Genomic DNA, 25,603 nt, shown 5'->3' on the forward strand with positions numbered 1-25,603 from the left:
TCCTTTGGGGTTATGCGGGACCGACGCGGTCGCGCGGGGATGGCTAGGATTCGGCGTGCCCTTGACGCCAGTAGCTCATGAAGGCCACCCGATCGCGGGGGCAGCCGCGTTCGCGTACGAGGAAGCGGCGCATACGTTGCACTGCCCCTTTTTCACCTGCCAACCAGGCGAAATGCTCGCCGTCGACATCACCGGCGGGTTCGTCCCATAGGATCCCAGCATCATCGTCAAGGTCACCGGCCGCTACGCTTTCGGGCGCTTCGGGCGCTTCAGGCGGCCACGTCAGCGTGCGAAGTTCACGTTCGAGCAGGCTTCCGGGAGCCTCACCTTCGCGGCACAACACTCTCACGTCAACCCCGGGCGCGGCAGTGAGAGGCCAGGTGTCCTCGGGGGTCGGCATCTCGACCAGGATGGTGCCGACGGTATCTGGGGCCAGCGAGGCGGCGATGTTGGCTATAGCCGGTGCCGCGGTTTCGTCGCCAGCCACCAGGATTTGCTTGGCACTGCCCGGATGCCAAGCCAGGCCAATCGTGTCAATGTCCTTGACCTCGGCGCGGGGGACGGCAACGACGAGCCGATCGCCAACAGTTACGGTTTCGATCCATCGCCCCGCGGGGCCGCTGGTGCCGTGGCGAACCACATCGACGTCGAGCTCAGCCAAGTCTGGGCGCATTGCCCGTGCCGTGTATGTCCTCACGGGCGGCTGATCACTTGGCGGTAACGACACGAGGGCGTCATACCAGCCCGGGATACGCGGGATGTCCTCCAGTGCGTCACCGTGGTATCGGGGCAGCACGAGCTTGATCCGACGGTCGAGGCAAAGCGGAGCGGCCTTCTTAAGTTCTTCTCCGCTCAGGGTGACTCGACGCATCGAGGGGCACAGGTCGCGCACTGCGTCGACGCGGACTTCAACCGCGGTATACGAGAGCTTTGATCGCATGCCGCACAACGTACCACAATTAGGCAAGGCTCGCCTTACTTAATTCATTCGCACCCTTCGCCGCAACGGCACCCGGGAAAACGAAGCCCTCACAGATCTCAACTGATGACAACCGACTACCTCGTTCCGAGTCGGGCAGATCGCGAAAGCGTGATGCCACACCGATGGCAACCTCTATCGATAAGGGACACAGGACGCGAGGTTAAAATAGCCAGCATGCCCCACTCCACGCCCGAGTCACAGGCTCCGCATGCTTCGACACGTGCAGATCATGATCCGATGATCCGGGTGCGTGATGCGCACCTTCACAATCTGAAACACGTCGACGTCGACCTACCCCGGGATACGCTCGTGGCGATCACCGGTGTATCGGGGTCGGGAAAGTCGAGCCTGGCCTTCGGCACCATCCATGGGGAAGCGCAGCGTCGCTACCTAGAGTCTGTCTCCCCCTTCGCGCGCCGCCTCATCGGTGGCGCGGTCAACCCGCGCGTGGGGTCAATCGCAGGCCTGCCGCCGACGGTGGCGCTACAGCAGTCCACCACCCTCGGTGGGGCCCGCTCCTCTGTGGGCACGATCTCGAATATCTCAAATAGTGTTCGGCTGCTCTTTTCCCGCTCCGGCAGCTATCCAGAAGGTATGCGCGAGCGACTGGAATACGGCAGGCTCCACTCCGACGCCTTCTCCCCCAACACCACTGCCGGCATGTGTCCCGAATGCCAGGGAACCGGAACCGTGCACCGGCCGACGGAAGAGTCGATGGTGCCGGATCCCAGCCTATCGATCTGGGACGGCGCGATCGCCGCGTGGCCGGGAGCGTGGTTGGGCAAGAACTTCCGGGACATCTTGGGCGCCCTCGGCTACCCGCTCGACATCCCGTGGCGAGATATTCCGCAAGAGGACCGCGACTGGATCCTGTTCACAGATGAGCGACCGGTGGTCACCGTCCACCCGGTTCGGGACGAAAACGCCGTGCATCTGTCATATCAAGGCAAATGGCGCTCGGTTGCCACTTACCTCACCGACTCTCTGGCGGAGACGGGATCAGATAAGACCCGCCGCCGAGTGCTCTCCTTCATGCATTCATCGACGTGCCCCACCTGCGAGGGCCGTGGTTTCCAGCCGGATACCTTGAAGGTCACCTACGCCGGCTACGCCATCGACGAATTCAACGACTTGGCTTTGAAGGACCTGCTGACTGTGCTGGAAGACCGCCTCGAGCACTTGGCGGGGATCGCGAAACAGCAGTGGAACGAACACGACGAGGCCGAAGAGCTACTGCTCGATCAGGTGCTGCCCACGGTGCGTGCGGCGATCGAGCTGGGGCTGGGGCACCTGAGCCTCTCCCGCCCGGCACGGAGCTTGTCAGCGGGCGAGCACCAGCGCCTGCGACTGGCCTCCCAGTTGAACTCGAACCTGTTCGGCACCACCTACGTGCTGGATGAGCCTTCGGCAGGCCTGCACGTCGTGGAGCGGAAGGCGGTCTCCGAGCTGCTGCAACGCTTCATCGACGCGGGTAATTCGGTGCTTCTGGTCGAGCACGACATGTCTCTCGTGGCGAAATGCGATTGGATCGTGGATATCGGCCCCCGCGCCGGTGAGCGCGGCGGGGAGCTGGTGTTCTCCGGCCCTACCGATCAGTTCCGCGCTCGGGCAGAGCAACTGAACTCGCCCACTGCTACCGCCCTGAACGAGAGCTTCCCCGAGCTGACAGACACCCCGTCCGGAAGTGGTGAATCCATCAGCCTTCGCGGCGTGCACGCGCGCGCCTTCGACGGGGTCGACGTGGACTTCCCGCTGGGTGCGCTCACCGCGGTCACGGGGGTATCCGGTTCCGGCAAATCCACCCTGGTCACCGGAGTGCTGGCCGACGTGGCATCCCGCGCGGCTAAGCAGGTGGTCGGCGCCGACGAGGTCTCGGACGAGGATCCGGATGCTGACTTCACGGCAGGCTCCGACCCGACCCGGGATTTCCGGGTGGAGAGCGCAACGGGGATCGATAGCATCCGTCGGTTAGTCCACATCACCCAGAAGCCGATTGGACGCACGGTGCGTTCCACCGTCGCGACCTACACGGGCCTTTTCGACTACGTCCGCAGGCTGTTTGCTGACACCCCGGAGGCGAAGCAGCGGGATATGTCGGTGTCGGACTTTTCCTATAACACGAAGAAGGGCCGCTGCCCGGAGTGCGATGGCGCGGGCAGCATCGAGGTCGAGCTGGTGTTCCTGCCCGGCACGTACACCACCTGCCCGGTGTGCCACGGCAAGCGCTATAAGCCGGAGATCCTCGAGGTGCAGTGGGGTGGCCGCAGCATCGCCGATATCTTGGCACTCACCGTGGACGAGGCGCTCGAGGTCTTCGCCGAGGAGCCGAGGATTCTGCGCACCGTCGAATTCCTGCACGCACTCGGCCTTGGCTACCTGCGGCTGGGGCAGGGGTCCCCGGAACTCTCGGGCGGGGAGGCGCAGCGCATCAAGCTGGCCTCCGAAATGCAACGCGGCTCCAGTCGTAAGCACAGCCTGTACCTCCTGGACGAGCCTACGACGGGGCTGCATCCGGCGGACGTGGATCTATTGCTGACCCAGCTACGTCGCCTGGTCGATGACGGCGCGACGGTGGTCGTCGTCGAGCACGACCTTCGAGTGGTCGCGCAGGCCGACCACGTCATCGATGTCGGCCCGGGAGCCGGAGATGAGGGTGGCCAGATCCTGGTCACCGGAACACCGGCGGCGGTCGCCCAGCATGCTCTGGATCCGGATTCACGCTCGGTGACGGCCAAGGTGTTGGCCGATCGAGCCGGCGTGAACTGAGCCTGAGCATCTCATCACCAAAGACCCAGCCGCCCAATTATGACGGTGCGTGCGCTTTAGGTCTTCTTCCGTAAGGCGCCAGCCTGTCGCGGTGTCGTCGCAATCGAGATCCAATAGTCGAGCTGTGCGGGCTGCCGTCTGAGGCGACCTCAATCCCAACACGAGGCATGCCCGCGTCGTGGCCAGGACAATCTCCATATTTCTCAGAGGCCAAGATCGACTAAGCCTCGTACATGCCACGACTCACCAGTCATGCTGCTGGCAATGGCTTCACGGTCCTCACGCGGGCGCGCGATGACAGGGGCACCCGTAGCAAAATCGAGTGAGACTCGGAGCTCAATTGCACGGCTTCAACAGCGCTACATGTTAAACTGGAATTCGGTGGAGTTCCGGTTTAACGTCTAGCGTTAATAACGGCCTCCGTTATAGACTGGCTCCATGATCAGATCGTTCGGCGACAAGGCGACCGAACGGCTGTGGCGTCGTGAGCGCGTGCGGTCCATCGATCCGAGGATCCATCGCGTCGCACTGCGCAAGCTGCGTCAGGTGGGGTCCGCGGAGTCTCTCGAGGACCTCCGGGTCCCGCCCGGCAACCGGCTCGAGGCCCTCAAGGGTGATAGGGCCGGGCAGTACAGCATCAGGATCAACGACCAGTGGCATATCTACTTCGTGTGGAGCGACGCCGGACCGGAGGAGGTGCAGATCGTTGACTACCACTGACAGGATCGAGCCGATCCACCCGGGTGAGGTCCTCATGGAGGACTTCATCGGGGGCTTCGGCATCACGCAGAACAAGCTCGCCGTCTCGATCGGGGTTCCGCCGCGGCGGATCAATGAGATCGTGCACGGCAAGCGGGGCATCACTGCCGACACCGCACTGCGGCTCGCGAAGTACTTCGGCACGTCGGCGGAGTTCTGGATCAACCTGCAGAGCCACTACGAGCTGGATCGTGCGGAGGACCTCGCGGAGGAGCAGATCGCGGCGATCACGCCCCTGCAAGCCGCGTGAAGTTCGGGGGGAATGGACGCCGACGAGGTCGTCCGTGTCATCGACTGGCTCGACGAGCGCTCTGCCGTCTATCAGGTGAACGGGGGGCTGGGCTGTTGATGCCCTTCTTGGAGCCCAGTCCAGAACGCACGGCGACCTGGATGTCTTCGTTGACGCGACGGAGGTGGATCCCCTCATCGAGTGGCTGTCCGATCGCGGGTATGAGGTCGTCGAGGACTGGCGGCCGATCCGTGTGGAACTGCGATCGGACGATCGGGCCGTGGACATCCACCCGATGGAGGTGGATGCAGCCGGTGACGGTGTCCAGAGAGGCTTCGGGGACGAGACATTCGCCCATTGTGCGCGCGATCGTGCCGAGGGGATGAGATTCGAGGTCGTCCCGTGGTCGTCGCGTCTGCGGCGAGGCTCATGGAGCTGAGGTTGGGATACGAGCTCCGACCTGAGGACCATCACGATCTCGAGCTGCTCCGGGACCTGGTTGGGGGCAGGGGATGAGCGACTGTCGACGCGACTCGACCGAAGATGGTTCTCCGTGCCGGAACGTGGTGGAGCGGAGATTTTTGCTCTAGCATCTGGTCAGCGAAGAGACAGCACGAGCGCGCAGTGTTTGACCTGCGCAGGTGGAACCCGTATCCTCGAGGTAACACGGCAGGCTCGCTTCTCTAGATGAGACGCGGGTCTGTTCTCTTTCTACCCCGGGTGCCGGGGAGATCAGGACGATGCGCACGTGACGACGCCGGACAGCACCTACGCCAAGCCGTTCCTCACGGTCCCCGAACAGATCCGGCGGTTACGCGGTCGGGGCATGGATTGCGGCGACGACGCCTACGCGGCCGAGATCCTGCAGCGCTACGGCTATTACCGGTTGTCGGGCTACTGGCACCTCTACCGCGACCGGCCCGCACCACCCGCGCCCCGGTTCGACGACGAAGGCCGGGAGATCCGCCTGGACACCTTTGTGGCCGGGACCTGCCTCGCGCACGTGGTCTCCCTCTACGAGTTCGATCATGAGCTCCGCATGCGCCTCGGCGACGTTCTCAGCACCGTCGAGACCGCCTTCCGGTTCTTCATCGGCCACCGGCTCGGCAGGCTCGACGCGTTTGCCCACCGGCATCCCTGGACGCTCGGCGCGACGAGGCAGGAAGATTCCAGCGCGCCGCCCGAGCCGACTGCCGCCTACCGCGAGTGGCTCAAGGAGTACGAGCGACACGAGCAGCGCGCCCGGGGCGACTTCGTCGCGCACTTCCGTCAACAGTACGGACCCCACCTGCCCATCTGGGTCGCGACAGAAGTGATGTCTTTCGGCGTGCTGAGTAGCCTTTACGACCTGATGTTGCAGGCCGACCAGGAGATCCTTGCCGCACGGTTCCAGGTCCACACCGCCGACGACCGCGGAGACCGCGGCGCCCTGAGCAACTGGCTGAACAACCTCAGGAACGTACGGAACATCTGCGCCCACCACGGCCGGCTGTGGAACCGCGCATTCGACGTGACCATCGACGCGCCGGGGCAGGCTCGGAAGGACGCCGACGACCTGCTCGCGCCGCTCGCGGACGACGGAACGAACAACAGGCTCTACGGCGTACTGCTAGTCTTGCGCCACCTCCTGCTGACCATCGCGCCGGAGCGGGGCGACGTCGTGGCCCTGGCCGACTTCATCGAAGACAAGTCCCGCACCGTCGGCTTTGGCATGGAGCAGCTCGGATTCCCGGACGGCTGGCGTAGCAGTCCGATCTGGGACCTTGCCTTCGCGCTGGACCGTTCGCCGATGGCTGCCGCGAGCCTGCTCGACCGAACCGAGTGCATGACCGCCGCCGAGACCCGTGCGTCGCTGACGGGGGCGGAAGTTATCGACGAGGAGCGGACTCGTACCCCGGTGCAGGCAGCGCGGGCGAAGAAGGCCGCCCAGCGCAGCCTGCTGCGTACCTACCTCAAGCACGACGTCGTGATCGAGGTCGAGCTTGGAGGGACGAAGTTCTACCCGGCCTTCCAGTTCCGCGACGGGAAGATCATCGAGGCGCTTGCCGAGATCAACCAGGCGCTCGCCCGGTCCTGCGGAGGCTCGGATCCGACCGACGTCGCCAGGGCGCTCCTGGACTGGTGGCAGACGCCGCGTCCGGACTTGCAGCAGGACGTGGAGGGCTCGGACCGATCACCCCTCGACTTACTGGACTCGGTCACCGAGGAGGAATTCGTCGCGGCGATCGACGAGTCGGATGCCAGGCGCAGCTTCGCTGCATCCGATCTCGGCTGACCGTGATTTCGCTATAGATAGTCCTACGTAGGGGCATGTGGTAGAAATAAGAATTTCCACCTGGAATCTGACCGTAAGACAGGAGGGAGCCCGGACCGGGAACACGATGCCTAATGATCCTCCGAACCTCGACAATGCCGGCGAGTGGGCTGGCGTGTGGTGGCTGCCTGACGCCCCTAGCGAGAAGATCCCGGGTGTTCTCCGGTACGACCCGGAAGATGGTCTCTCTCTGTCGCTGATCGGTACCTTAGAGGATCGGATCTTGACGACGGGCTCGTCTGGATGGGCCGCTGTTCACGAAGGAACCCGCACCTGGGAAGTCATACACGGTACGGCCGAGCGCAGGGAGATCACTCTGCTCGGCTGTGCTCCAAGGAGCACCAGAAGGACCATCGGTGCGCGAGTGGCGAGCCCTGACAAGCAGACCGTGACCGCGACGGTCGCCATCATCGGCGAGCATGCCAGCGGTGACGCGGATCCGGAGTTCGCTGGGGCGGAAGTCTCAGTCGAGGATCTGAGTCTCTGGGCAGCGTCTTCTGTGTTCGAAGAATTTCTCGGGGCTCCCGACGGCAAGATCGACGGGACCGGGGGTATCTCGGTGAAGCCGGTCGAGGCGCAATCGGTTGTGGTCGACGGCACCGAGTATCGCCTTCAGCACACCCATACGCTTCCGCACTTCGACCAGCGCAAGGGCGGCTCTGTCGGGCGTATGAGTGACACCGTGTCCATCCGTATCGCGCCCGCCGAACCATTCTCGCTGAATGGTGCTCAGTCGGCGGCGAGCCTGGTGCAGGACCTGATCTCCCTGGCGACGCATCGCGCAGCGGGAGTGATCTGGCTCCGATTGGAAGTGGCTGGTTCCGAGTCGCAGCTGCTTGACGGTCAGACCTTGCCGCGCCGACGTGCCGATGTACTCTATTCGCCCGCCGCACTGGGCAAGCATGATGCGAAGGTCGTCGATCACCACCGAATGTTCTTCACCTGCGGATCGATCCCGTTTGAGGAGGTCATGCCCCTATGGTGCGAGGCCCATGGCCGCTTGCAGGCAGCTACAAACGTGATCTTGGGCTTGCGTTACGCACCGGCGCGATTCGTCGAGAACAATCTTCTGACGGCAGTCTGTGCTGCCGAGGTGTTGCACCGTAACCTCCGCACCGACGAGAAGCCGTTCCCCAACGCGGAGTGCAGGGCGAGGCGAAAGGCGATGCTGGCGCAGGTTCCCCATGAGCACCGAGGCAGGTTCAAGGGGGCCATCCGCAACGACCCGAACCTCCGTGATCGGCTCCACGCCCTCGCCGCGCGACCCGATCAGGAAGCGATCGCAGAGCTCTTACCGGATGTCGATCATTGGGCGAAGAGGACGACGCACGCCCGCAATGACCTCGTGCACGAGGGCAGAACGCCCAACCATTCCATCGGGGAGCTGATCGCCGTCGTCGAGGTGACGACCGCGGTCGTGATCCTCAACGTCTTGCACGAGCTCGGATTGCCGGCGGGGCGGCAGCGAGAGATCGTGCGGGAGCACCCGTAACTGAGGGCCACGGTCCGTACCGCCGCCGAAAGGCTGGTTCCCTCCCCCAACCCTTAGACGCTCTGCGATAGCCACTACTTCGGAACCTCCGTGACTCTGCGGTCCGGCCTTTTGGTGCGAGGCGCGTGTGAGCATGCCTTATCGCTCGTTCGTTGAGTGCGTCATGGCGGGCGGGCGAGAGGACCGGCTGTAAGTGGCGGTAGTGCGTCAGTGCTGCCTACTGCGGCGGCGAGACGGGAGAATGTCGGCAACCCTTAGGGACGCGGTGGAGTTCTGCTTCAATGTCTAAGCTCCATGTCGACGTGCTGCCGGTCCCGTTACCCGGGACGCATGGCTGAGACCGTCATGACACCCGAGACGCTTGCCGTCGGGATGGACCCCGCGGAGGGGAATCTTCTGATGCGTGCGTTCGGTCTGCTCGAGGAGAGTCGCGCGCTGTTCGGGCGCGATGACATCGACGTGTTTCCTGCCCAGTTGCTCAGGCGTCCGGTCACCGCTTAGGCGCTCACCGAGGCGGTGCCGCTGTGAGTCGCAGTCAGGCGAAGCCGTGAACCATCTTCCCGATGAGATCACCGGCACGCACCCTGAGATCACGTGGCCGCAGACCTGGGGTTCTCGCAACATCCTGGTGCACCAGTACTTCGACGGCGACGTGGCTCGCGATCTCGTCGAGACTCATCTGCCGCCTCTCAGCAAGCTGCTGCGGTGTCACATCTCTGCTGACTGACGGTGCGGCTCGAAAGGTTATTCGGCTACGGAACGCGGTCAGTTTTCGTTTTGCCGTCTAATCTTTCCCCTCGCACTCGGATTGGAAAGCCATGGGACCAGACAACGTCGCTTGTCACGAGTCGCTTCCGCTGGCTTCTTTGGCGTCCGCCTCTCTCGGTGAGATTAGCGGCTTGGTGAACTGTCGACGGTATAGCCAGCCAGTGTCGGGACAGTCGCTCACATCCTTTCTCTCAACCGACCGTGCTTCTACCCCGGTGATCCTCGTGAAGAGGGCCCCGGAGAATGACGCATATGAGGGTCGCCCGGAGCCTCCGATTATGTAAGAGAAATTGACGAGCCTCGCCGCAATGTCTTCGAGAGAGAAATCGTCAGATTTTAGGCCATTCGCAATGTCGGCCCGAAAGCGTTCCAGGGTCGGCGACTCGGCGATGACGTCATAGAGGAAACTGTTGCCTGCTTGTGGCTTCGATTCGTCACCCTGGCGGAGATCATTCAGCAAAATCGATGACAATCTATCGGCCTCTCGATTCAGCGCTTCGCGCAGAGTCTGCGCAGTTTCATCATTGAGCGCTTCTATGTCGCGGTTCGCAGTCGTAATTACCTGGGTGCGACGGTGAATATCGGAGCATGCCATCAGCGCGCGATCAATATCACTCTTAGGATTTGCGTCGACAAGACGACGGATCAGCGTCGCAGCCCAGTGTGTTAAGTGGACTAAGTTGGAAGTCAAAGAACTCAGCCTGTCTTCGGCATCATTGACAAGGGTCATGCCGACGGTTAACAACTCCAGCGTGACTGGACCGGAGGGACCTTCGTGGTACGGCAGCTCTCTGATATCTGGGTATAGCGAGCGGATCTTGCTCAGCGTCAAGGTCACCCGTGATTCGTCGTCGGCCGAGAGCAGCGAACATAGATTGGCGCCGAGGCCGACGGCCGCCTCCTCAATAGCTCGGCTGACGATGGCGTCGGGTACGTCGTGTTCAGGGATAGCTTGCGCAAGGTACCGATCGAAGTAGTCGGGATGCGCGAACCGTCTGGGCGCAGCGCGGGAAGGGCTTGGGGCGCGAGTTGCAGGAAAGAGAACAGCTAGAACCTCGCGAGCATCTCGACGATCCGTGTCGCGATCGAGGACTTCAAAGAGTTGATCCCAATCCGGCTGTTCTACCTCACGTCTGCCGAAGCTCGCTATCGAAGGAGACGAACGGGTTAGTTCACTCTTCCACGACTGCAGTCGGGCGAAGACGTCGGGAAACTGAGTCTTGAGGAAGACGGTCAAGATGAGGTCCACATCATTGATCTCACTGAGATCGTGGCTCCTGAACTGCTCGCGAACTTGCGCCAGGAATCGCTCAATGGCGCGCGGCGTATTGAGTTGGGAGGGCATGGTTGACAGGATGATGTCACCGAACCGGTTCCTGTCGAAGCTTGTCTCGACACGTTCCTGGGTCAAAATCTCCGTCAGCCCGGCGTCCAGCATTTTCACGATCTGGCTCGTGAGAAGGGGCGGGATACTCAGTGGATACTGAACTATCTTCTCCATGAACGCCCGAGCCCTAGCCTTCGATGCGTTGGACTGGTCTGGATTCTGCAAGGTCTCGATGAGGGTTTGTTCATCGTAGGCCAAGAGGAAGTCGACACCGGGGAAGCGGCCAAGCAGGCGCACCACTTTGAGAAGGTCGAATAATTCACCGGGCTGGAGACGGTCAATATCATCGACGACGACCAGTACTGGTGTTCCGAGGGTCCGCAGTTCGCTCGCGATCTCGTCGAAGGCTACATTCCACGGTTTCGATAAGCGGGTCTCGAGACTTCGCGTCGCCTCGGCAACTGCCGATCCCGCGACCGGGATCAAGGCTGCAAAAGGCCGCGCAATGTCGGCGTAGGTACTGATCAGGTCACGCAGGTTCTTACTGTTACTCGATTTTGGCGCAACGGTTGCAAGAGAGGAAAAGAACTCGGAAAGCAATCCCTCTGTTCCGGATGTCGCCCAAGGCGTAAACGGGACGACATGCCATCGGTGTTCTTCGGATTTCGTGAGGGAGGTGGTGATCAAGGCGATTACTGAGGACTTACCGCAACCCCAAGGGCCCTCAAGTCCATAGACAACGCTGGATTCCGGGGAGTGGTTCTCGTCGATCAGTCGCGCTATGCGTTGGGCTACCGGTGCACGCTGGAGAGTGTCCTGGTCGGCTGTTGTGATCGGATCGTCTCGCCAACCGAGCGAGGGCTGAGGTTGGTCGGCGGTCGGATGGTACTCGTCCCCAGGTGAGTTCACGCTTAGAGCCTACATGCAACCCGTGATGAGCGGTGCAGCTAGGCATCGGTCGAGACGCTATTCGGCTACGGAACGCGGACGAATTCCGCTTCGCGTGACAAATCTGGCCACAGGCAGCAGGAGTCTGAATTTCTTGGTCGCTCATATTCACTGGCTGGGGTAACTAGCGATCGCTAGGGTGACCTCATGATCACTTATCGGACTGGTGTCGGCTCAGTTGCCCCGAACCAGGTGTCGGGGTTCTTCGTCGGCTGGCCGGTGCCGCCAAGCGCGGAGAAGCTTATCGAGGTCATGGACTCCTCGTATCGGCGGGTGTGGGCGCTCGAAGGGGAACGTGTCGTTGGCTACATCAACGCGATCAGCGATGGTGTGCTCACTGCGTTCATCCCTTGGCTGGAAGTTCATCCTGACTATCAGGGGCAGGGCGTCGGAACGGAACTGGTGAATCGACTCGTCGCCCAACTTGAGGGCATGTACTCGATTGATCTTGCGTGCGATGAGGATCTCATCGGCTACTACGAACGACTCGGTTTCTTCTCATTCACTGCGATGGGGAAGCGAAATCGGGACGTACTGCGCTGAGGGCGCTACGCAGACTGAAATCGGGTACGGAACGCCGCCTAGTTACGGCACCGAAGAGCATGACGGATCACCGCAGCCCAGGTCGTGAAGCTCAGCGATCCTTACAAGGGCATGACCATGAACAAGCAGGGATTGTCCTCACCCCACAGATCAGTCTCCTCCAGCGGCAGGAAACCGCACTTCTCGTAGAAGTGGCGGGTGCGGGCGTATCCAGCGTCGGAATGCGACGGCCCCAAGGTCTTCACTTGGAGCAGCCGGACACCATCGGCACGGGAGGCAGACGCCACGGCCCTGAGCATGGCTGATCCAACGCCCCGACCATGCCAGGCTCGATCCACGACCATGAAGTGAATGTCGGCGGATATTGGGAAGTCGCGGTCGACCAAGGTCACGCCGATGACCTTTCCGTGTTCGTCGCGCACAGACCACGTCTCCATGTGTCGGGCTGCGTCGATGTACTCCTGATTCGCCTCTTCCAGGCCGAACCACTCCGGGACTGTCGCCAGAAGCCGTGCGACGTCATCCGGGAGCTGAGCGTCTCTGCGGCACTCCCAGAGTGACGGACGAGGACGCAATGCGCACATCTTCACGCTGTCCCAGCGTCGGCCGTTCCACAATCGCGCCTCGGGAATCCGGCCACACTCCACGAAGCCGCACCGTCTTGCTGAGGCGATCATCCTCTCGTTGCCTGACCACGTCTGAAGGGTGACGACGTGAGCGGCAGTCTCGTCAAAGATCAGGTTGAGCCACTGGGTAAGCGCTGCTCGGCCGATCCCTCTCCCCCACCAACGTGGGTCGAAGACCACAATGCCAAGCTCCCACCAGCCGCCGCCTGCGGGCTCCTCCTCAAAACGCGAAACGAAACCAACCGGCTCCCCATCGACCTCGATGATCCGACGATCATGACTGCCTAATCCTGCACGCTGCCGCTGATCAAACTCCTCACGGCTGGGGTTCACAGGGGCCTCGAAGTAGGGTCCATCCCACAGCTTCCACTCGGCATCCGGCGTCGCGTGCTGCCAGGTCCACAAGAAGTCGAGAACATCGGCACTCACCGGCCGGAGAGTCACATCCACTCCGCCAGCCTACCTCGGCCGAGACTGGAGACATCAGGCATTTTCGTCTCTCACCCAGATGGTGAAAGCACCATCGCTCGACGGCTCAGCAAACCGAAACTACACATTGAACCTAAATTCGACGACGTATCGTTGCAAAAACACCTTCTCATTCGTGAATAGCAGCTAAAAACCACCACACCCCGCTATGTGCGGCAAAGATAGAGTGCACACCAGGTAGCCTCAGCCCCGCTCCTCGTGCAGCAGCATCCTTAAACAAGACATACATGGGATTCGCCCCACATACGATTAACTCAGGCTTCCGATGTCACCAAAGCGATCCGTTGAAACTTAACCGAACGGTCCGTGCGGAATACTCGGCCATAAATGGGATTTATACGGCGGAAAGGTGGGCGCGAATGCATCAAACGTCCTGTCTGCTACCTCCGCGTTCTACCGGTCCGACCACCTGCCGATGCACGATACCTGGACGCCAATGTTGGTGTAACCGCTTGACGCGTAGCATTGGCGACATGCGCATTTTCACCGTGGGCCACTCCAACCTCGAGTTCGAGGACTTCGCTGAAATGATCAAGGCTGCCGGTGTGGCATCCATCGTGGATGTGCGCAAGCTGCCCGGGTCCAGGAAGTACCCGTGGTTCAACGGCGACCCCCTTGCCGAACACCTTCCTACATGTGGCATCACTTACAGCAGAAGTGAGGGCCTCACCGGGCGGCGCAACGTGTCCCACTCGGTGCCGTTTGAGGTTAACGGCAACTGGCGTAACCGCAGTTTCCACAATTACGCCGACCATGCGCTGGGCGGGGAGTTCTCGGACGCGCTCTCGCAGCTACGGGTGAACGCCGCCGAAACCCCCACCGCGATCATGTGCTCCGAGGCGGTGTGGTGGCGCTGCCACCGGCGTATCATCGCCGACCACCTCATCGCCCGCGGTGACGAGGTTGGCCACATTATGGGCCTGGGGGCAGCCGGGGCGACGGTGAACGAGGCAACGCTCAACGACGGCGCAGTCATCGGCAACGATCTCCTCGTGCGCTACCCCGAGCGGGACTAGCGCGTACCCCAGAGGCCAGGGGTGCGGAAACTCGGACTATGCCTCAGGCGCGACCTACGCCTTGTATTCATGGAGCGCCCGCCCCTTATGAGCAGCAGCATCGGAGGCACACCAGTGGATAGCACGCTCAAACGAGCTTTAGGTTAGGAAATCTGAACCCCTCAATCTAAGAAGACCACCGGGAACCCCGATAGTGCCCCGAAGCATCGAATCGAAAAACGTGCTACCGACTTGCCACGGACCTAGACGTTGAACTTGAAGTCCACGATATCTCGTTACAAAGTCACTCTCTCGTTAACACCACCAAAAGGAGCGTTATCCAATGAAGCGTTCCGATTCTTAAGCTTCGGGCATTACGCCTTCGGTGGCCAGCGCGGGTCATCCGCGGAAAAGATCGCCAAGACTCATCTGGATCGCCCAGGCTGCGAACGAAATCGGCGTGAACGACGCGTCCTTCCGAGTCCACTACTTCGTGCCGCAGGCCTCCGCCCCGATGCCGCTGCTCGGTGCTGTCGCGGCCACCACCAAACACATCGAGGTGGCCAACGGTGTCATCGACATGCGCTAGCGCATCTCATGGTTGTGACGTTGGATAGCGGCTGCCGCCCGCGGCTGCGCCGCGGTTGCCCCCGACGTGACCGACTGGCCCACCCGAGCCCTGTCAGTGACCGTTGCCGAGTCCTCCCGTGAGTCGGGCGTGGAACCCAGTCGTGAACTCGTTCATCCCGACGAGCTCGACCGTCTTGCCGTGCTGTTCGTATTTGGTCTCGATTGCGTCGAGCGCCGCGACGGTGGAGGCATCCCAGATGTGGGATCTCGTGAGGTCGATGATGACTCGGTCAGGGTCGTCGGCGTACTCGAACATGGTGGTGAGGTCGTTGCTGGAGGCGAACAGGAGCTGACCCTCGACTGTGTAATGCGCGATCCGAGCGCCATCCTGTTCAGTGATCTCACGCCTGACGTCGATGAGGTGGGAGACGCGGCGCACGAACATCACAGAGGCGACGAACACGCCGACGACGACACCGACGGCGAGGTTGTGGGTGGCGACGACGACGGCGACGGTGATGACCATGACGGTCGTCTCGCTCTTAGGCATCCGGCGCAGGGTGGAGGGCTTGATGGAGTGCCAGTCGAAGGTACCTACGGAGACCATAATCATCACCGCGACCAGCGCCGCCATGGGGATGATCGCAACAATGTCGCCGAGGACGACGATGAGGGCCAAGAGGAACACACCTGCGAGGAACGTCGAGATGCGGGTCCGGGCCCCGGACGCCTTCACGTTGATCATGGTCTGCCCGATCATCGCGCAGCCACCCATGCCACCAAACAGGCCGGAGAGCAGGTTCGCGACGCCCTGCCCCCAGCTCTCCCGGGTCTTGTTCGAGTGGGTGTCGGTCACATCGTCCACGAGCTTCGCCGTCATGAGCGATTCCATCAGGCCTACCAGCGCCATCGCGAGGGCAAACGGCGCGATGATCGTGAAAGTCTCCCATGTCAGCGGCACATTCGGTATGAACAGCTCGGGAAGGCTGCGCGGCAGCTCACCCTTGTCGCCGACTGCGGGTACGTTGATCGAGAAGACGACCGCGGCGGCGGTCACCAGAGCGATCGAGACCAGTGGGGCCGGTATGACCTTGGTGATCTTCGGTATGAGGACCATGATCAGCAGCCCGACCGCGACGAGAGGGTAGACCATCCAGGGCACGCCGATGAGTTCGGGCACCTGTGCCATGAAGATGAGGATCGCCAGCGCGTTGACAAAGCCGACCATGACGCTGCGCGGGATGAATCGCATGAGTCTGGCGACTCCGAAGACGGCGAGGAGGATCTGGAAGACCCCAGCCAGAAGCACCGTCGCGATGAAGTAGTCCAAGCCGTAGTCGCGGGCGACGGGGGCGATAACGAGAGCGATAGCGCCCGTCGCCGCGGTGATCATGGCGGGTCTGCCGCCGAGGAACGCGATGGACACTGCCATCACGAATGAGGAGAACAAGCCCGCACGTGGATCGACGCCCGCGATGATCGAGAACGAGATCGCCTCGGGAATGAGCGCCAGCGCCACGACCAGGCCTGCGAGAACCTCGCGAGTGAGGATGCGCGGGGTCTTCAGTGCGGTGAGCACCGACGGTTCGGGCCGGTACCGACCCTTGTCTTCTTTGGTCGCAGTGGGCAAGGCCATGCGGTACCTCCATCTGTTCAGGGCGGCGCTCTCAGGCCAGGAGCGGAGAATGTCTGGTGGTGCGCGACAACGCGCGGCTTCGCCTGGCGATAGATCGCCACGGCGGAGGCATGTCCAGTCTCATGTGGACACGAGAGTCAACACTAACGTAACGTGAGAGTTGTGTCGAACTGAGACGATGAGATGAGGAGGCTCTCGTGCCCGAAGCGGGAATGATGCACATCGGAGAGCTGGCTGAGCGGACAGCTCTGTCGCAGCGCACGATCCGCCACTACGACGAGATCGGACTCTTGACGCCCTCCGGACGCTCCGAGGGCGGGTTCCGGCTCTACACTGAGGGCGATCTCGGCAGACTCCTGCTGATCCGGCGCATGAAGCCACTGGGATACTCGCTCGATCAGATGGGCGACCTACTCCGGGCGCTCGACGGCGCAGATGGCGTCGGTACTGCCGCCGAGAGCGCCCGGCGGGCGCTGAACGATTTCCGCACCGACGCGGAGGAACGTCGCGCGAAGCTTGCCAAGCAGCTTGACGCCGCTGACGAGTTCATCGGCCTGCTCACCGCGCACTCCTCGGACTGAGTCGAAACAGACACACGATGCGCTATCTGTGCCAGCGAGGCCACTTCGAAGCGTTCATGGCTACAGTGGACGGCAACGGATTCGCCACCGCCGCACCGCTGGACCGGCAGTAGCCCAACATATTCCAGCCCGGCTCCGCCCTGCCGGTCGTCCCCATGGTGCCCGAGCTGCGTTAGCACATTTCCTACGGCTCCGGCACCCACGCTTCTGTCGAGCAAACCGCCGAGGACGGGCTCAACCTGATGTCGTCCACTCTGGTCTCCGAGACCAACGCCGAGCCCCTGAGCGAAATCCAGGCAGACCAGATCAGTCGCTACCGCGTCGCGTGGAAGACGGCGGACCATGCTTGGACGCCGCGCGCGTCGGTTTCGCGCTCCGTCTTCCCCATCGCTGACGGCGCGGACATGCAGATGTTCAGCATGCAGGCCTCCGGCTCCGATCAGCTGGGCATGCTTCCCGACGTCGGCGCCTCCACCTTCGGTCGCACCTTCGCCGCTGAGCCCGACAAGCTCATTGAGCAGCTCAAAGCCGATCCCGCCGTCATGTCCGCCGACGCCCTGCTCATCATCATCCCCACCGGGATGGGCGTGGACGTCAACGTGAAGATTCTGGAGAACCTCGCCGCCCACGTCGCTCCCGCGTTGGGTGGCAGCCGAACCACAAAGGATCAGTCATCTGCTATCCCATCGAGTAATTCCTGCAGGTCGCAAGCTCTTCGCTTCAATGTCAGTTCAGTGCGTTTGCAATAGTTCAGTTGATGCTGTATAGTTCAGCATATGCTGACTATTGCTTCACGCCTCGACGTCATGAACCGGCTCGGCCGGGCCATGGCGGATCCGACGCGCTCCCGAATCCTGATGGCCCTACTCGACGGCCCGAGCTACCCGGCCATGCTTTCTCGCGACCTGGACCTGACCCGCTCGAACGTCTCAAATCACCTGAGCTGCCTGCGCGATTGTGGCATCGTCGTCGCCGAGCCGGAGGGCCGCAAGACTCGCTACGAAATCGCCGATCCGCACCTCGCGGCAGCGCTCGACGCGCTAGTGAACGCGACGTTGGCTACCGACAAAAACGCCCCGTGCATCGCCCCCGAGTGCTCGGTGCCCGGCTGCGGCGAGAAAGGAGCGGACGCATGAGCTCGGCGTGTGGATGCGAACACGAACCAGCCGCGAATCTCGAAGATCTCGATCGGCCTTGGTGGAAGGACCCCGAGTTGCTACTGCCGATCTTCTCCGGCGTAGCCCTCAGCATAGGCCTGGCATTGGACTGGTCCGACTTGGAGGCGCCCGCGACGGTGCTGTTTTGGGTCGGCCTGCTGCTAGGGGCGTATACCTTCGCGCCTGGAGCAATCCGGAACCTTGTCACGAAGCGAAAGCTCGGCATTGGTTTGCTGATGACGATCAGCGCGGTCGGCGCGGTGATCCTTGGTTTCGTCGGAGAGGCCGCGGCGCTGGCGTTCCTGTACTCGATCGCCGAGGCGCTTGAAGACAAGGCGATGGACCGGGCCCAAGGCGGACTGCGGGCACTGTTGAAGCTGGTACCGCAAACCGCGACCGTGCTGCGCGACGGTACGACGGCCGAGGTCGCTGCGAAGGACCTTGAGGTTGGCGAGCTCATGGTCGTACGCCCCGGGGAGCGGATCGCCACGGACGGCATCATTCGGTCTGGGCGCTCCAGCCTTGACACCTCAGCGATCACCGGAGAATCCATTCCGGAGGAGGTTGCGCCCGGCGACGAGGTGCCCGCGGGAGCAATCAACTCCGCCGGTGTGCTGGAGGTCGAGACGACCGCAGCTGGAACGGACAACTCACTGACCACACTCGTGGACCTGGTCGAGCAGGCGCAGGCGGAAAAGGGCGACCGCGCCCGGATCGCCGACCGGATTGCCCGCCCCCTAGTGCCCGGGGTGATGATCCTGGCGGTGCTGGTCGGCGTGATCGGCTCGCTGCTCGGCGACCCCGAGACATGGATCACCCGTGCACTGGTGGTCCTGGTCGCAGCGTCGCCGTGCGCGCTGGCAATCTCCGTGCCGCTGACGGTCGTGGCCGCGATAGGCGCAGCCAGCCAGTTCGGAGTGGTGATCAAGTCTGGCGCGGCGTTCGAGCGACTCGGCGGCATCCGTCACCTGGCAGTGGACAAAACCGGAACCCTTACCCGCAACCAGCCTGAGGTTACCGGAGTGATCGCGGCAGACGGATTCGATCGGACGCAGGTGCTTTCCTTCGCGGCGGCAGTTGAGCAACAATCGACGCACCCCCTCGCCGCGGCGATCGCGGCAGCGGGGCCCGAAGCGCCCGCTGCCCTGGACATCAGCGAGGAAGCTGGGCATGGCATCGGCGGCACCGTCGAAGGTCGACGGGTACTTGTGGGCAGCCCCCGATGGATCGACGCCGGGCCACTGAAAGCAGACGTTGAGCGCATGGAGTCCGAGGGCCAGACCTGCGTCCTGGTCACCGTCGATGACGCTCTCGCCGGGGCGATCGGGGTCCGCGACGAGCTGCGGCCCGAGGTCCCCGAAGCCGTGCAGGCCCTGCACGGCAACGACGTGGAAGTAAGCATGCTCACCGGCGACAACACTCGCACCGCCCGGGCGCTGGCTGGAATCGCCGGAATCGACGACGTGCGCGCTGAGCTGCGCCCGGAGGACAAGGCAAGCATCGTCGCCGAGCTCTCCTCTAAGACGCCGACAGCGATGATCGGCGACGGCATCAACGATGCGCCGGCACTGGCGGGCGCGACGGTGGGCATCGCGATGGGAGCGACCGGCTCTGACGCCGCGATCGAGTCCGCTGACGTCGCCTTCACCGGCCACGACCTCCGGCTAATCCCGAAGGCGCTGCAGCACGCCCGCCGAGGCAGCAGGATCATCAACCAAAACATCGTGCTGTCTCTGGCCATCATCATCGTGTTGATGCCGCTGGCAATCAGCGGTGTTCTGGGCCTGGCCGCCGTCGTGTTGGTGCACGAGGTCGCCGAAGTCATCGTGATTTTGAACGGCCTGCGGGCTTCGCGAGCGAAACGCTAAGGCTGTGACCGGCAAGTCTCATAAGGGTTAAACCACACGCCAAGCGAACGTACCTTGGGCCAGGCACGTCATTCGAATTCTCGGTCCGTCTCCGTGGAATCGGGATCGTCCTTGGCGGCCTGGCCCTTCTCGCTGCGTGCGGGCACGGGGGCCTTGAGCGAGCCCCCGGCACGTGCCCCATCCGGTCAAGGGCCTCCGAGCGCTCCGCGTCTCGAACGCAGATCGTGGAAGGATCGAACTGCTGAGAGACCAAGCGTCATTGCAAAACTCTTTCCGGCTCGCAATTTGATTAGTTCAGCGGCCTTAATACCGCGGACACTCATTCGAAGTGCTGCCGAGCTTCATCGACACGGCCAGCGACTACCTGGGCAAAGTGTTTGCCAAAGGACCCCACACCCTTCAGCGTTGCCGAGCCCTCGCCGGTCCAGTTGCCGTAACCGACCACATGCAGATTCTTCACCGCGGTTTCGCAGCCGTGCATGAGGCGGCGGGATGGACGAGGGCCGAACGACAACCAGTGCACCCGATCAGGTGGTCGTGGTCGAGCTCGCTCTAGCTATCGAGGATGGGAGTAGGTGAGCTAACCGGGGTTGAGGAGCTCACGTAGATGAGGGAGCGCGATAACGCCTCCGAGGTTTGAGCCGGAATCGCCGCCGAGAATCCAGCGGCAGCTGCGAAAAGAGAGATCGCGGCCACCGACATCACCAGGCAACCAGCGCGACCGCTCGAGTGTGAACCATGTGACCTCCAACGGCGGTCGAATCGAGGTCGAACATCCCTCCCACATGGAATACGCAACGAACGTGCACTGGACGCCTAACCGCGAGGCCATACCGTCGTTCGTAGCTTTCCAGATAGTCGATGGCATTGCGTGTCGGCGGGTACTCAGGGTATTGAGGTAGAGGCCAACCGGGCAAATTGGAGAACTCCGCGGCGGAGAAGTGCGTCTGTGAAGGCCACGCGTGCAACCATGCACCGCCGGGTTCGCCTTGGTTGTCTCAGGCCGAGAAGTCCACTTTGAAGCGCCGCAGGTAGTATGCCGTAGCTAGGCCGGACGGGCCACCATCGACGACGATCGCCGTGTGATGCTCAGCCCATCGATCACCCCTCCATAGTCTCCCGAATGCACAGGGAGGGGAGCTTGGCAGCGTTAGTAAATAAACCCCATCGCGCTCTCGATTCCACAATCCTTCAGCGTCCTTGTCGGCGAACGAATGGATCGCGCTTCAACCTACCCCCAATAACGCGAAGCGTCATTGACGCCCCGCGTTACACGTTAAACCGGAACTCGACCGAGTGACGAAACCGTTGAGCGAGATAGATCAAGCGTGCACAAGCAGTAGAGGGATGCAGCAGGACGGCCGCTAGCTAAGGACCGAGAGCCTTCGACAACCTGGCCTAAACTCCACATATGACCAACCCCGTGCACCACATAGAGTTATGGACCACCGACCTGCACGCGTCCGCAGCTTCTTTCGATTGGCTCCTCCCCCTACTCGGGTGGCAGGCCCAGCACGATCCAAATTGGCCACGAGGAAGGACGTGGACTCACCCAAGCGGGGCATACGTGGTGCTGGAAGAGTCGCCTGCTATCACGGGCCCACACGACCGCATGCGAGCTGGACTGAATCACCTCGCCCTCCGCGCGAAAGATCGAACACTTCTCGATGAACTTCAACGGCAGTGCTCACGCCACGGGTGGACTGAGTTGTTTGCCGACAAGTACCCACACGCTGGGGGGCCTGAGCACACCGCTCTCTTCCTCGAAAACAGCGAGGGCTTCGAGGTTGAGATCGTTATTGAGTGAGTAGCGCACCGCATCTGCGGCTGCTCGTCATGCGGGACCGAATTTACACATTGAACCCAATTTCGACCACGTTCCGGAACAGAGAGCCGTCTTCAGCCAGCGGCTACCAAGCCCGCCCCCGCAGGTCGATGTCGCCCTCTGTCCACATCTCGAGCGGGGCGACCGGCAGGACGAGGATCGGCGGGCCAGGTTCTTGCAAGGCAGGTTCGCCTTCGCACCCGGCCGACCTCTCGCGCGCACTGATCCTCGTCTCCCCGCATGACTCGTAGAACGGGACGACCTGCTCTTGACACCCCGAGTAGCCGATCGGAACATGGCCAAGATCGCGCATCGACTGCGCTGCCCAGCTCATGAGTTTGCTCCCGAGACGCGCCCCTCGTGCGTCAGCGCAGATCGAGACGCCGCCGACTCCCGCGATCGCGAGGGCCTGCGTGCCAACAGTGATCTCGCGACGTCCCTATCCCACGTGGCCGACGACGCGAGCTTCGATCCGCGCCATGATGTGGACATCATGTGGCGCGTAACCGTAGGGAGGTTGCGGATCCCACTCTCCGAACTCCTGGTACTCGCTGCCGAAGAGCTGCCGAGGCCCACGCAGATCAGCCTCGGTGAGATTCCGGTGGGCGAGGACCTCAATCGAACGACGCTTCACGCGTCCACATTCCACGGGTCTACGATCTTGACGCCGGTGTTCTGGAAATCCTTCACATTACGCGTCGCGCACACTGCCCCGCACGCCAGACAGATCGCGGCGATCTGGGCGTCGGCGGTACTGATCGGCGCCCCTGCTGCGTCGCGCGCCGCGAGCACCTCCGCGTATCGCTCCGCCGCGTCAGCATCGAATGCGAGCACCGATCGGCTCCCCCGATACGGCGCTACCGCTTCCTCGATCCCGCGCGCCAACTCGTGTTTGCGTCGGCCTTCCGGCAGCCTTCGGACGCCGGCAAGCAACTCCGCAAGAGTGATGGAGGTGATCGCGACGTCACCTGTCAGAGACACGAGCCACTCGACGACACGAGGCTCCGGCGAGGGTCGAAAGATCTCCGATATGACGTTCGTGTCGAGGACGATCATTCGAAGACCGCAGCCCTTGCGACGTCATCGCGCCTCGGAACGGGCAGCTCATCGACCCCACCGACATCCCGCGCCACAGACAGCAGTGCCATACCGATATGCGGCCTGCGTGCAGCTTTGGTCAGAATGTCGCGAACCTCGGATTCCATGGACCGGCCATGCTCCTCAGCCTGGGCAGCGAGCTGCTGTTTCACGCCGTCGTCCAGACCGCGCACGATGATGGATGACATCACGACCACCTCCTGTGCTATCAGTCATGATAGCGCCAATGGTGAAATGCAGGAAGCAAGAACGAGACTGGAGCGCCTCACCGTTCACATAGATCGACGGGGAATACGGAGCAGGACTCGCTCCTACATTGAACCGAGACCTGACCGAGTAGCCTATGACGATAACTTTCGCCAAGATCACCAAAGCTAGATCGTTACTCGCTAACGACTGGCCTCAGACCCTACCCCATCATCATCCTGTAATGGGCACCGTGCCCGGATTTGTCGAAGATGCGCTCAAAAACTTCGAGATACGTTTGCTGGGTAATTATACTCGGCGAGTAATGGAGGTTCTCGAAGACTCCATGGGAACCTTCGTTAATCCAATTGAATAGGGATCGAAGGACCGGTCGTTCCGCTGGCTCCAAGTGCTGTACAAGATCCTCTTCCCAGATCCCCCCAGCGATTCGGAAGTAGTTCTCGATGATTCTACGCAGGACGTTCTCGAGACCAATAATGCTCATTTGCTCACCCTGAGCGGCGCGTCGAACTTCGGACCAAAGACGCTCATATTCGGTGCTCACCGGATTCTCGGGATGTGACTCAACGACATTGGGGCCCGTCAAACTCTTCCTTATGAGATGGTAACAGCGGCCCGATCCCGCATCGTTGTGCCTGCGCTGAGTCACCTCCTTGTGGAAGTACACGTTATGCGTTAAGACGATGACTTGAGCGACATGATCCGATTTTGACAGCGCTCGGTTAATCAATTCGCGGACAAGTGTGCTCACCATGAAGAGCACGTCGCTGTCGAGACTAGAAATCGGGTCGTCGATCACCGCCAAGATCTTTCCCGGTAATGGGCTGCCATCCCGCCCATTGAGGAGGAAATAAAAGTAGAGGAAGGCGATGAATGTTCGTTCTCCCTCGCTAAGGGAACGCTCATCTAGCGCGACACCGTTGCGCGCCAGCATATAGCCATCCGTAAGCTCGGCGGAGCTGACGATATGGAACGATGTAAATCCAGATCGTCTAAGAAGCTGATTAATCTCTTCGATTACTGGTTGCGATGATTCGACGAAACGCTGCAGACTACGTACCTCATCATTAAGATCACTGATTGCCGACGACGCCTCAGCGATCTTTTCGCGTGTGCAGTCGACCCCCTTCTGCAGTCCCACGGATTTCTTTTTGTACGCCTGAAGTTCCTCGCGGAGGAGTACATCGGCCAGGTATGTCCAGCATTTGGCGGCCAGAACGGGCTTTTCCGCTTTTTGTGACTGAACTAGCCGATTGTGCGCGTCAATTTTGGTGTTGGCTTCGCGGATGACGGCGTTCAGAGCGCCAATCGGAGCACTCGTGGCAGACACTTTCACTAGCTCAGAGGGCGCCCGCAGTTTCCGCTCGAGCAGCTTCGCATTAGCTTCGTTGATTGCCTTCAACGTTCCAAAGGACTTCTGGAACTCAGCCCCATCGAGGTAGCCGCTGGACTCCTCGCTCCAGCCTTCGACAGTGTCACCAATTGATCGAACCCACGACGAATGTGTTGTTGCCAGGCACCTCAGCCGTTCGAGTTGCTCCATGTATCGGTGGTCGAACATCTCCTCAAGCTGCTTAGCGAGATCCTTGGGTGCCGTTTGCTGACAGAACGGGCAAAGCCCATGCGCATTGTCAAGGTGTTGGCGTCCGGCTTGAACCCAGTCCTCATTCCCCAGCTGATCCACAAGTTCGCTGAGTGAAGCTTCGGAGCTGCCCACGATCTTCCGCTCCAGAAGATTAGTGTCGTCACGTTCATCCCATCGGAACTCATCGATTTCAGCGAGCTGGTTTCGGGCTGTTGCATCCGTGTCGAATACCGCTTTAGCTTCAGCGAGAAGTTCTTCAAGCTTAGGCAGGGATTCGGACTCGCCTAGCGGTCCGCGCTCAAGCAGGCGAGTCACAAGCATTTCTTTGCTATTGCCTACGCCGCGTTGGCCGGTGAAGGCGGGCAACAAAGTCGTGTGTTCATCGACTAGTGCACGATACTTTTTCCACGCGGCATTCTTGAATTCCGCCTTTGCGTCAGACTGGTCTGCTTCCGCTTTCTTGTGGCTAGTCTTAGCCCTCTCGTACCTGTCACGGGCCTGAGCGAGCTCACCTCCTGGCGACTCGATCTCTTCAAGACGTTTCTGGGCCTCGACGCTGTTCTCTCCGAGAACGAAGACCCCGGGAATCCGTTTGGACTCGCCCAGTACCTTGTCTACAAAGTCTCTGTTGTAGACCCGGATCATCATCTCAGAATCAGCTTGCCACTCGGGCTCGAGCTGCAGGGAACCATACCCAGCGAAGGCTCGGCTGATCGTCGTCTTCCCGGATCCGTTAGGGCCATAGAAGAAGCTTGCGGGCTTTAAGTCAGTAATCGTTAGCGGCCTCTCACCGAAGCACGCGCCGCCGACGATCTTTACCTCTCGCAGCACGAATTCA

At 61.7% G+C, this 25,603-nt stretch carries 25 protein-coding genes; 16 read left to right on the top strand and 9 right to left on the bottom strand.

Annotated elements, in window-relative coordinates:
* Positions 1-43: 43 nt before the first annotated feature.
* Positions 44-940, bottom strand: a complete 897-nt coding sequence (locus D8M36_RS06805; RefSeq protein ID WP_126847758.1) for a siderophore-interacting protein — start codon at positions 938-940, stop codon at positions 44-46.
* A gap of 216 nt (positions 941-1,156) precedes the next feature.
* Here D8M36_RS06805 and D8M36_RS06810 point away from each other — a divergent pair, with 216 nt between their 5' ends.
* The 8 genes from D8M36_RS06810 (at position 1,157) to D8M36_RS10415 (ending at position 9,269) form a co-directional block, all read left to right on the top strand.
* Positions 1,157-3,748: an excinuclease ABC subunit UvrA gene (locus tag D8M36_RS06810; protein WP_126847760.1), complete on the top strand. Its 2,592-nt coding sequence runs from the start codon at positions 1,157-1,159 to the stop codon at positions 3,746-3,748.
* A 438-nt stretch (positions 3,749-4,186) separates the two neighbouring features.
* On the top strand, positions 4,187-4,468 hold the full coding sequence (locus D8M36_RS06815) for a type II toxin-antitoxin system RelE/ParE family toxin (protein ID WP_096883180.1): 282 nt from the start codon (positions 4,187-4,189) through the stop codon (positions 4,466-4,468).
* Positions 4,455-4,757 carry a HigA family addiction module antitoxin gene (locus D8M36_RS06820; RefSeq protein ID WP_065247466.1) on the top strand — a complete coding sequence of 101 codons (303 nt, stop codon included), beginning with the start codon at positions 4,455-4,457 and terminating at the stop codon, positions 4,755-4,757. Before D8M36_RS06815 ends, D8M36_RS06820 begins: the two co-directional genes overlap by 14 nt.
* Before the next feature lie 136 nt (positions 4,758-4,893).
* Positions 4,894-5,175: a nucleotidyltransferase domain-containing protein gene (locus D8M36_RS10485; protein ID WP_375545358.1), complete on the top strand. Its 282-nt coding sequence runs from the start codon at positions 4,894-4,896 to the stop codon at positions 5,173-5,175.
* 309 nt (positions 5,176-5,484) lie between these two features.
* Positions 5,485-7,011, top strand: a complete 1,527-nt coding sequence (locus D8M36_RS06830) for an Abi family protein (protein ID WP_065247465.1) — start codon at positions 5,485-5,487, stop codon at positions 7,009-7,011.
* A gap of 106 nt (positions 7,012-7,117) precedes the next feature.
* The gene (locus D8M36_RS06835) at positions 7,118-8,542 is read left to right on the top strand and encodes an ApeA N-terminal domain 1-containing protein (RefSeq protein ID WP_126847762.1); all 1,425 of its coding nucleotides are present in this window, start codon (positions 7,118-7,120) and stop codon (positions 8,540-8,542) included.
* 330 nt (positions 8,543-8,872) lie between these two features.
* The gene (locus D8M36_RS10150) at positions 8,873-9,043 is read left to right on the top strand and encodes a hypothetical protein (protein WP_164497577.1); all 171 of its coding nucleotides are present in this window, start codon (positions 8,873-8,875) and stop codon (positions 9,041-9,043) included.
* Positions 8,991-9,269: a HepT-like ribonuclease domain-containing protein gene (locus tag D8M36_RS10415; RefSeq protein WP_082991051.1), complete on the top strand. Its 279-nt coding sequence runs from the start codon at positions 8,991-8,993 to the stop codon at positions 9,267-9,269. Before D8M36_RS10150 ends, D8M36_RS10415 begins: the two co-directional genes overlap by 53 nt.
* 114 nt (positions 9,270-9,383) lie before the next feature.
* Here D8M36_RS10415 and D8M36_RS06845 read toward each other — a convergent pair whose 3' ends face one another.
* On the bottom strand, positions 9,384-11,546 hold the full coding sequence (locus tag D8M36_RS06845) for a KAP family NTPase (RefSeq protein ID WP_126847764.1): 2,163 nt from the start codon (positions 11,544-11,546) through the stop codon (positions 9,384-9,386).
* 186 nt (positions 11,547-11,732) lie between these two features.
* Between D8M36_RS06845 and D8M36_RS06850 the strand changes: the two genes are divergently transcribed.
* Positions 11,733-12,128 carry a GNAT family N-acetyltransferase gene (locus tag D8M36_RS06850; RefSeq protein WP_065247461.1) on the top strand — a complete coding sequence of 132 codons (396 nt, stop codon included), beginning with the start codon at positions 11,733-11,735 and terminating at the stop codon, positions 12,126-12,128.
* A 101-nt stretch (positions 12,129-12,229) separates the two neighbouring features.
* Here the strand turns inward: D8M36_RS06850 and D8M36_RS10355 are convergent, their stop codons facing one another.
* Entirely contained in the window at positions 12,230-13,204 is a 975-nt protein-coding gene (locus tag D8M36_RS10355) for a GNAT family N-acetyltransferase (RefSeq protein ID WP_082991050.1), read from the bottom strand.
* A 512-nt stretch (positions 13,205-13,716) separates the two neighbouring features.
* Here D8M36_RS10355 and D8M36_RS06860 point away from each other — a divergent pair.
* Together D8M36_RS06860 and D8M36_RS10360 are read left to right on the top strand one after the other, a co-directional pair.
* Positions 13,717-14,259, top strand: a complete 543-nt coding sequence (locus D8M36_RS06860; protein ID WP_034372426.1) for a DUF488 domain-containing protein — start codon at positions 13,717-13,719, stop codon at positions 14,257-14,259.
* Between the two features lie 439 nt (positions 14,260-14,698).
* Positions 14,699-14,827, top strand: coding sequence for a hypothetical protein (locus D8M36_RS10360; protein WP_034372423.1), 129 nt, complete (start codon positions 14,699-14,701; stop codon positions 14,825-14,827).
* A gap of 93 nt (positions 14,828-14,920) precedes the next feature.
* Here D8M36_RS10360 and D8M36_RS06870 read toward each other — a convergent pair whose 3' ends face one another.
* On the bottom strand, positions 14,921-16,444 hold the full coding sequence (locus D8M36_RS06870) for a SulP family inorganic anion transporter (RefSeq protein WP_065247460.1): 1,524 nt from the start codon (positions 16,442-16,444) through the stop codon (positions 14,921-14,923).
* A 197-nt stretch (positions 16,445-16,641) separates the two neighbouring features.
* Here D8M36_RS06870 and D8M36_RS06875 point away from each other — a divergent pair, with 197 nt between their 5' ends.
* The 5 genes from D8M36_RS06875 (at position 16,642) to D8M36_RS06900 (ending at position 21,857) form a co-directional block, all read left to right on the top strand.
* A complete protein-coding gene (locus D8M36_RS06875) occupies positions 16,642-17,025 on the top strand; it encodes a MerR family transcriptional regulator (protein ID WP_034372417.1) in 384 nt (127 codons plus the stop codon).
* Between the two features lie 242 nt (positions 17,026-17,267).
* Positions 17,268-17,774, top strand: coding sequence for a flavin-dependent oxidoreductase (locus D8M36_RS06880; protein WP_238638409.1), 507 nt, complete (start codon positions 17,268-17,270; stop codon positions 17,772-17,774).
* 27 nt (positions 17,775-17,801) lie between these two features.
* Entirely contained in the window at positions 17,802-18,161 is a 360-nt protein-coding gene (gene cmtR, locus D8M36_RS06885) for a Cd(II)/Pb(II)-sensing metalloregulatory transcriptional regulator CmtR (protein ID WP_126847766.1), read from the top strand.
* Positions 18,158-20,050: a heavy metal translocating P-type ATPase gene (locus D8M36_RS06890; protein ID WP_126847768.1), complete on the top strand. Its 1,893-nt coding sequence runs from the start codon at positions 18,158-18,160 to the stop codon at positions 20,048-20,050. Before cmtR ends, D8M36_RS06890 begins: the two co-directional genes overlap by 4 nt.
* A 1,411-nt stretch (positions 20,051-21,461) precedes the next feature.
* Positions 21,462-21,857 (top strand): VOC family protein, encoded by a 396-nt coding sequence (locus tag D8M36_RS06900; protein WP_106507303.1) that lies wholly within the window; start codon positions 21,462-21,464, stop codon positions 21,855-21,857.
* A 103-nt stretch (positions 21,858-21,960) separates the two neighbouring features.
* Here the strand turns inward: D8M36_RS06900 and D8M36_RS10365 are convergent, their stop codons facing one another.
* The 5 genes from D8M36_RS10365 to D8M36_RS06920 form a co-directional block, all read right to left on the bottom strand.
* Positions 21,961-22,302: a GNAT family N-acetyltransferase gene (locus D8M36_RS10365; RefSeq protein WP_274542647.1), complete on the bottom strand. Its 342-nt coding sequence runs from the start codon at positions 22,300-22,302 to the stop codon at positions 21,961-21,963.
* Between the two features lie 12 nt (positions 22,303-22,314).
* Positions 22,315-22,509: a hypothetical protein gene (locus tag D8M36_RS10370; protein ID WP_238638410.1), complete on the bottom strand. Its 195-nt coding sequence runs from the start codon at positions 22,507-22,509 to the stop codon at positions 22,315-22,317.
* Positions 22,506-22,931 carry a type II toxin-antitoxin system VapC family toxin gene (locus tag D8M36_RS06910; protein WP_126847772.1) on the bottom strand — a complete coding sequence of 142 codons (426 nt, stop codon included), beginning with the start codon at positions 22,929-22,931 and terminating at the stop codon, positions 22,506-22,508. The genes D8M36_RS10370 and D8M36_RS06910 overlap by 4 nt, the downstream gene beginning before the upstream one ends.
* A complete protein-coding gene (locus D8M36_RS06915; protein ID WP_126847773.1) occupies positions 22,928-23,161 on the bottom strand; it encodes a FitA-like ribbon-helix-helix domain-containing protein in 234 nt (77 codons plus the stop codon). The genes D8M36_RS06910 and D8M36_RS06915 overlap by 4 nt, the downstream gene beginning before the upstream one ends.
* Positions 23,162-23,382: 221 nt before the next feature.
* The gene (locus tag D8M36_RS06920) at positions 23,383-25,596 is read right to left on the bottom strand and encodes an AAA family ATPase (protein ID WP_161970227.1); all 2,214 of its coding nucleotides are present in this window, start codon (positions 25,594-25,596) and stop codon (positions 23,383-23,385) included.
* Positions 25,597-25,603 lie beyond the last annotated feature (7 nt).

Source organism: Dermabacter sp. HSID17554 (genome assembly GCF_003989295.1).
Lineage (GTDB): Bacteria > Actinomycetota > Actinomycetes > Actinomycetales > Dermabacteraceae > Dermabacter > Dermabacter vaginalis.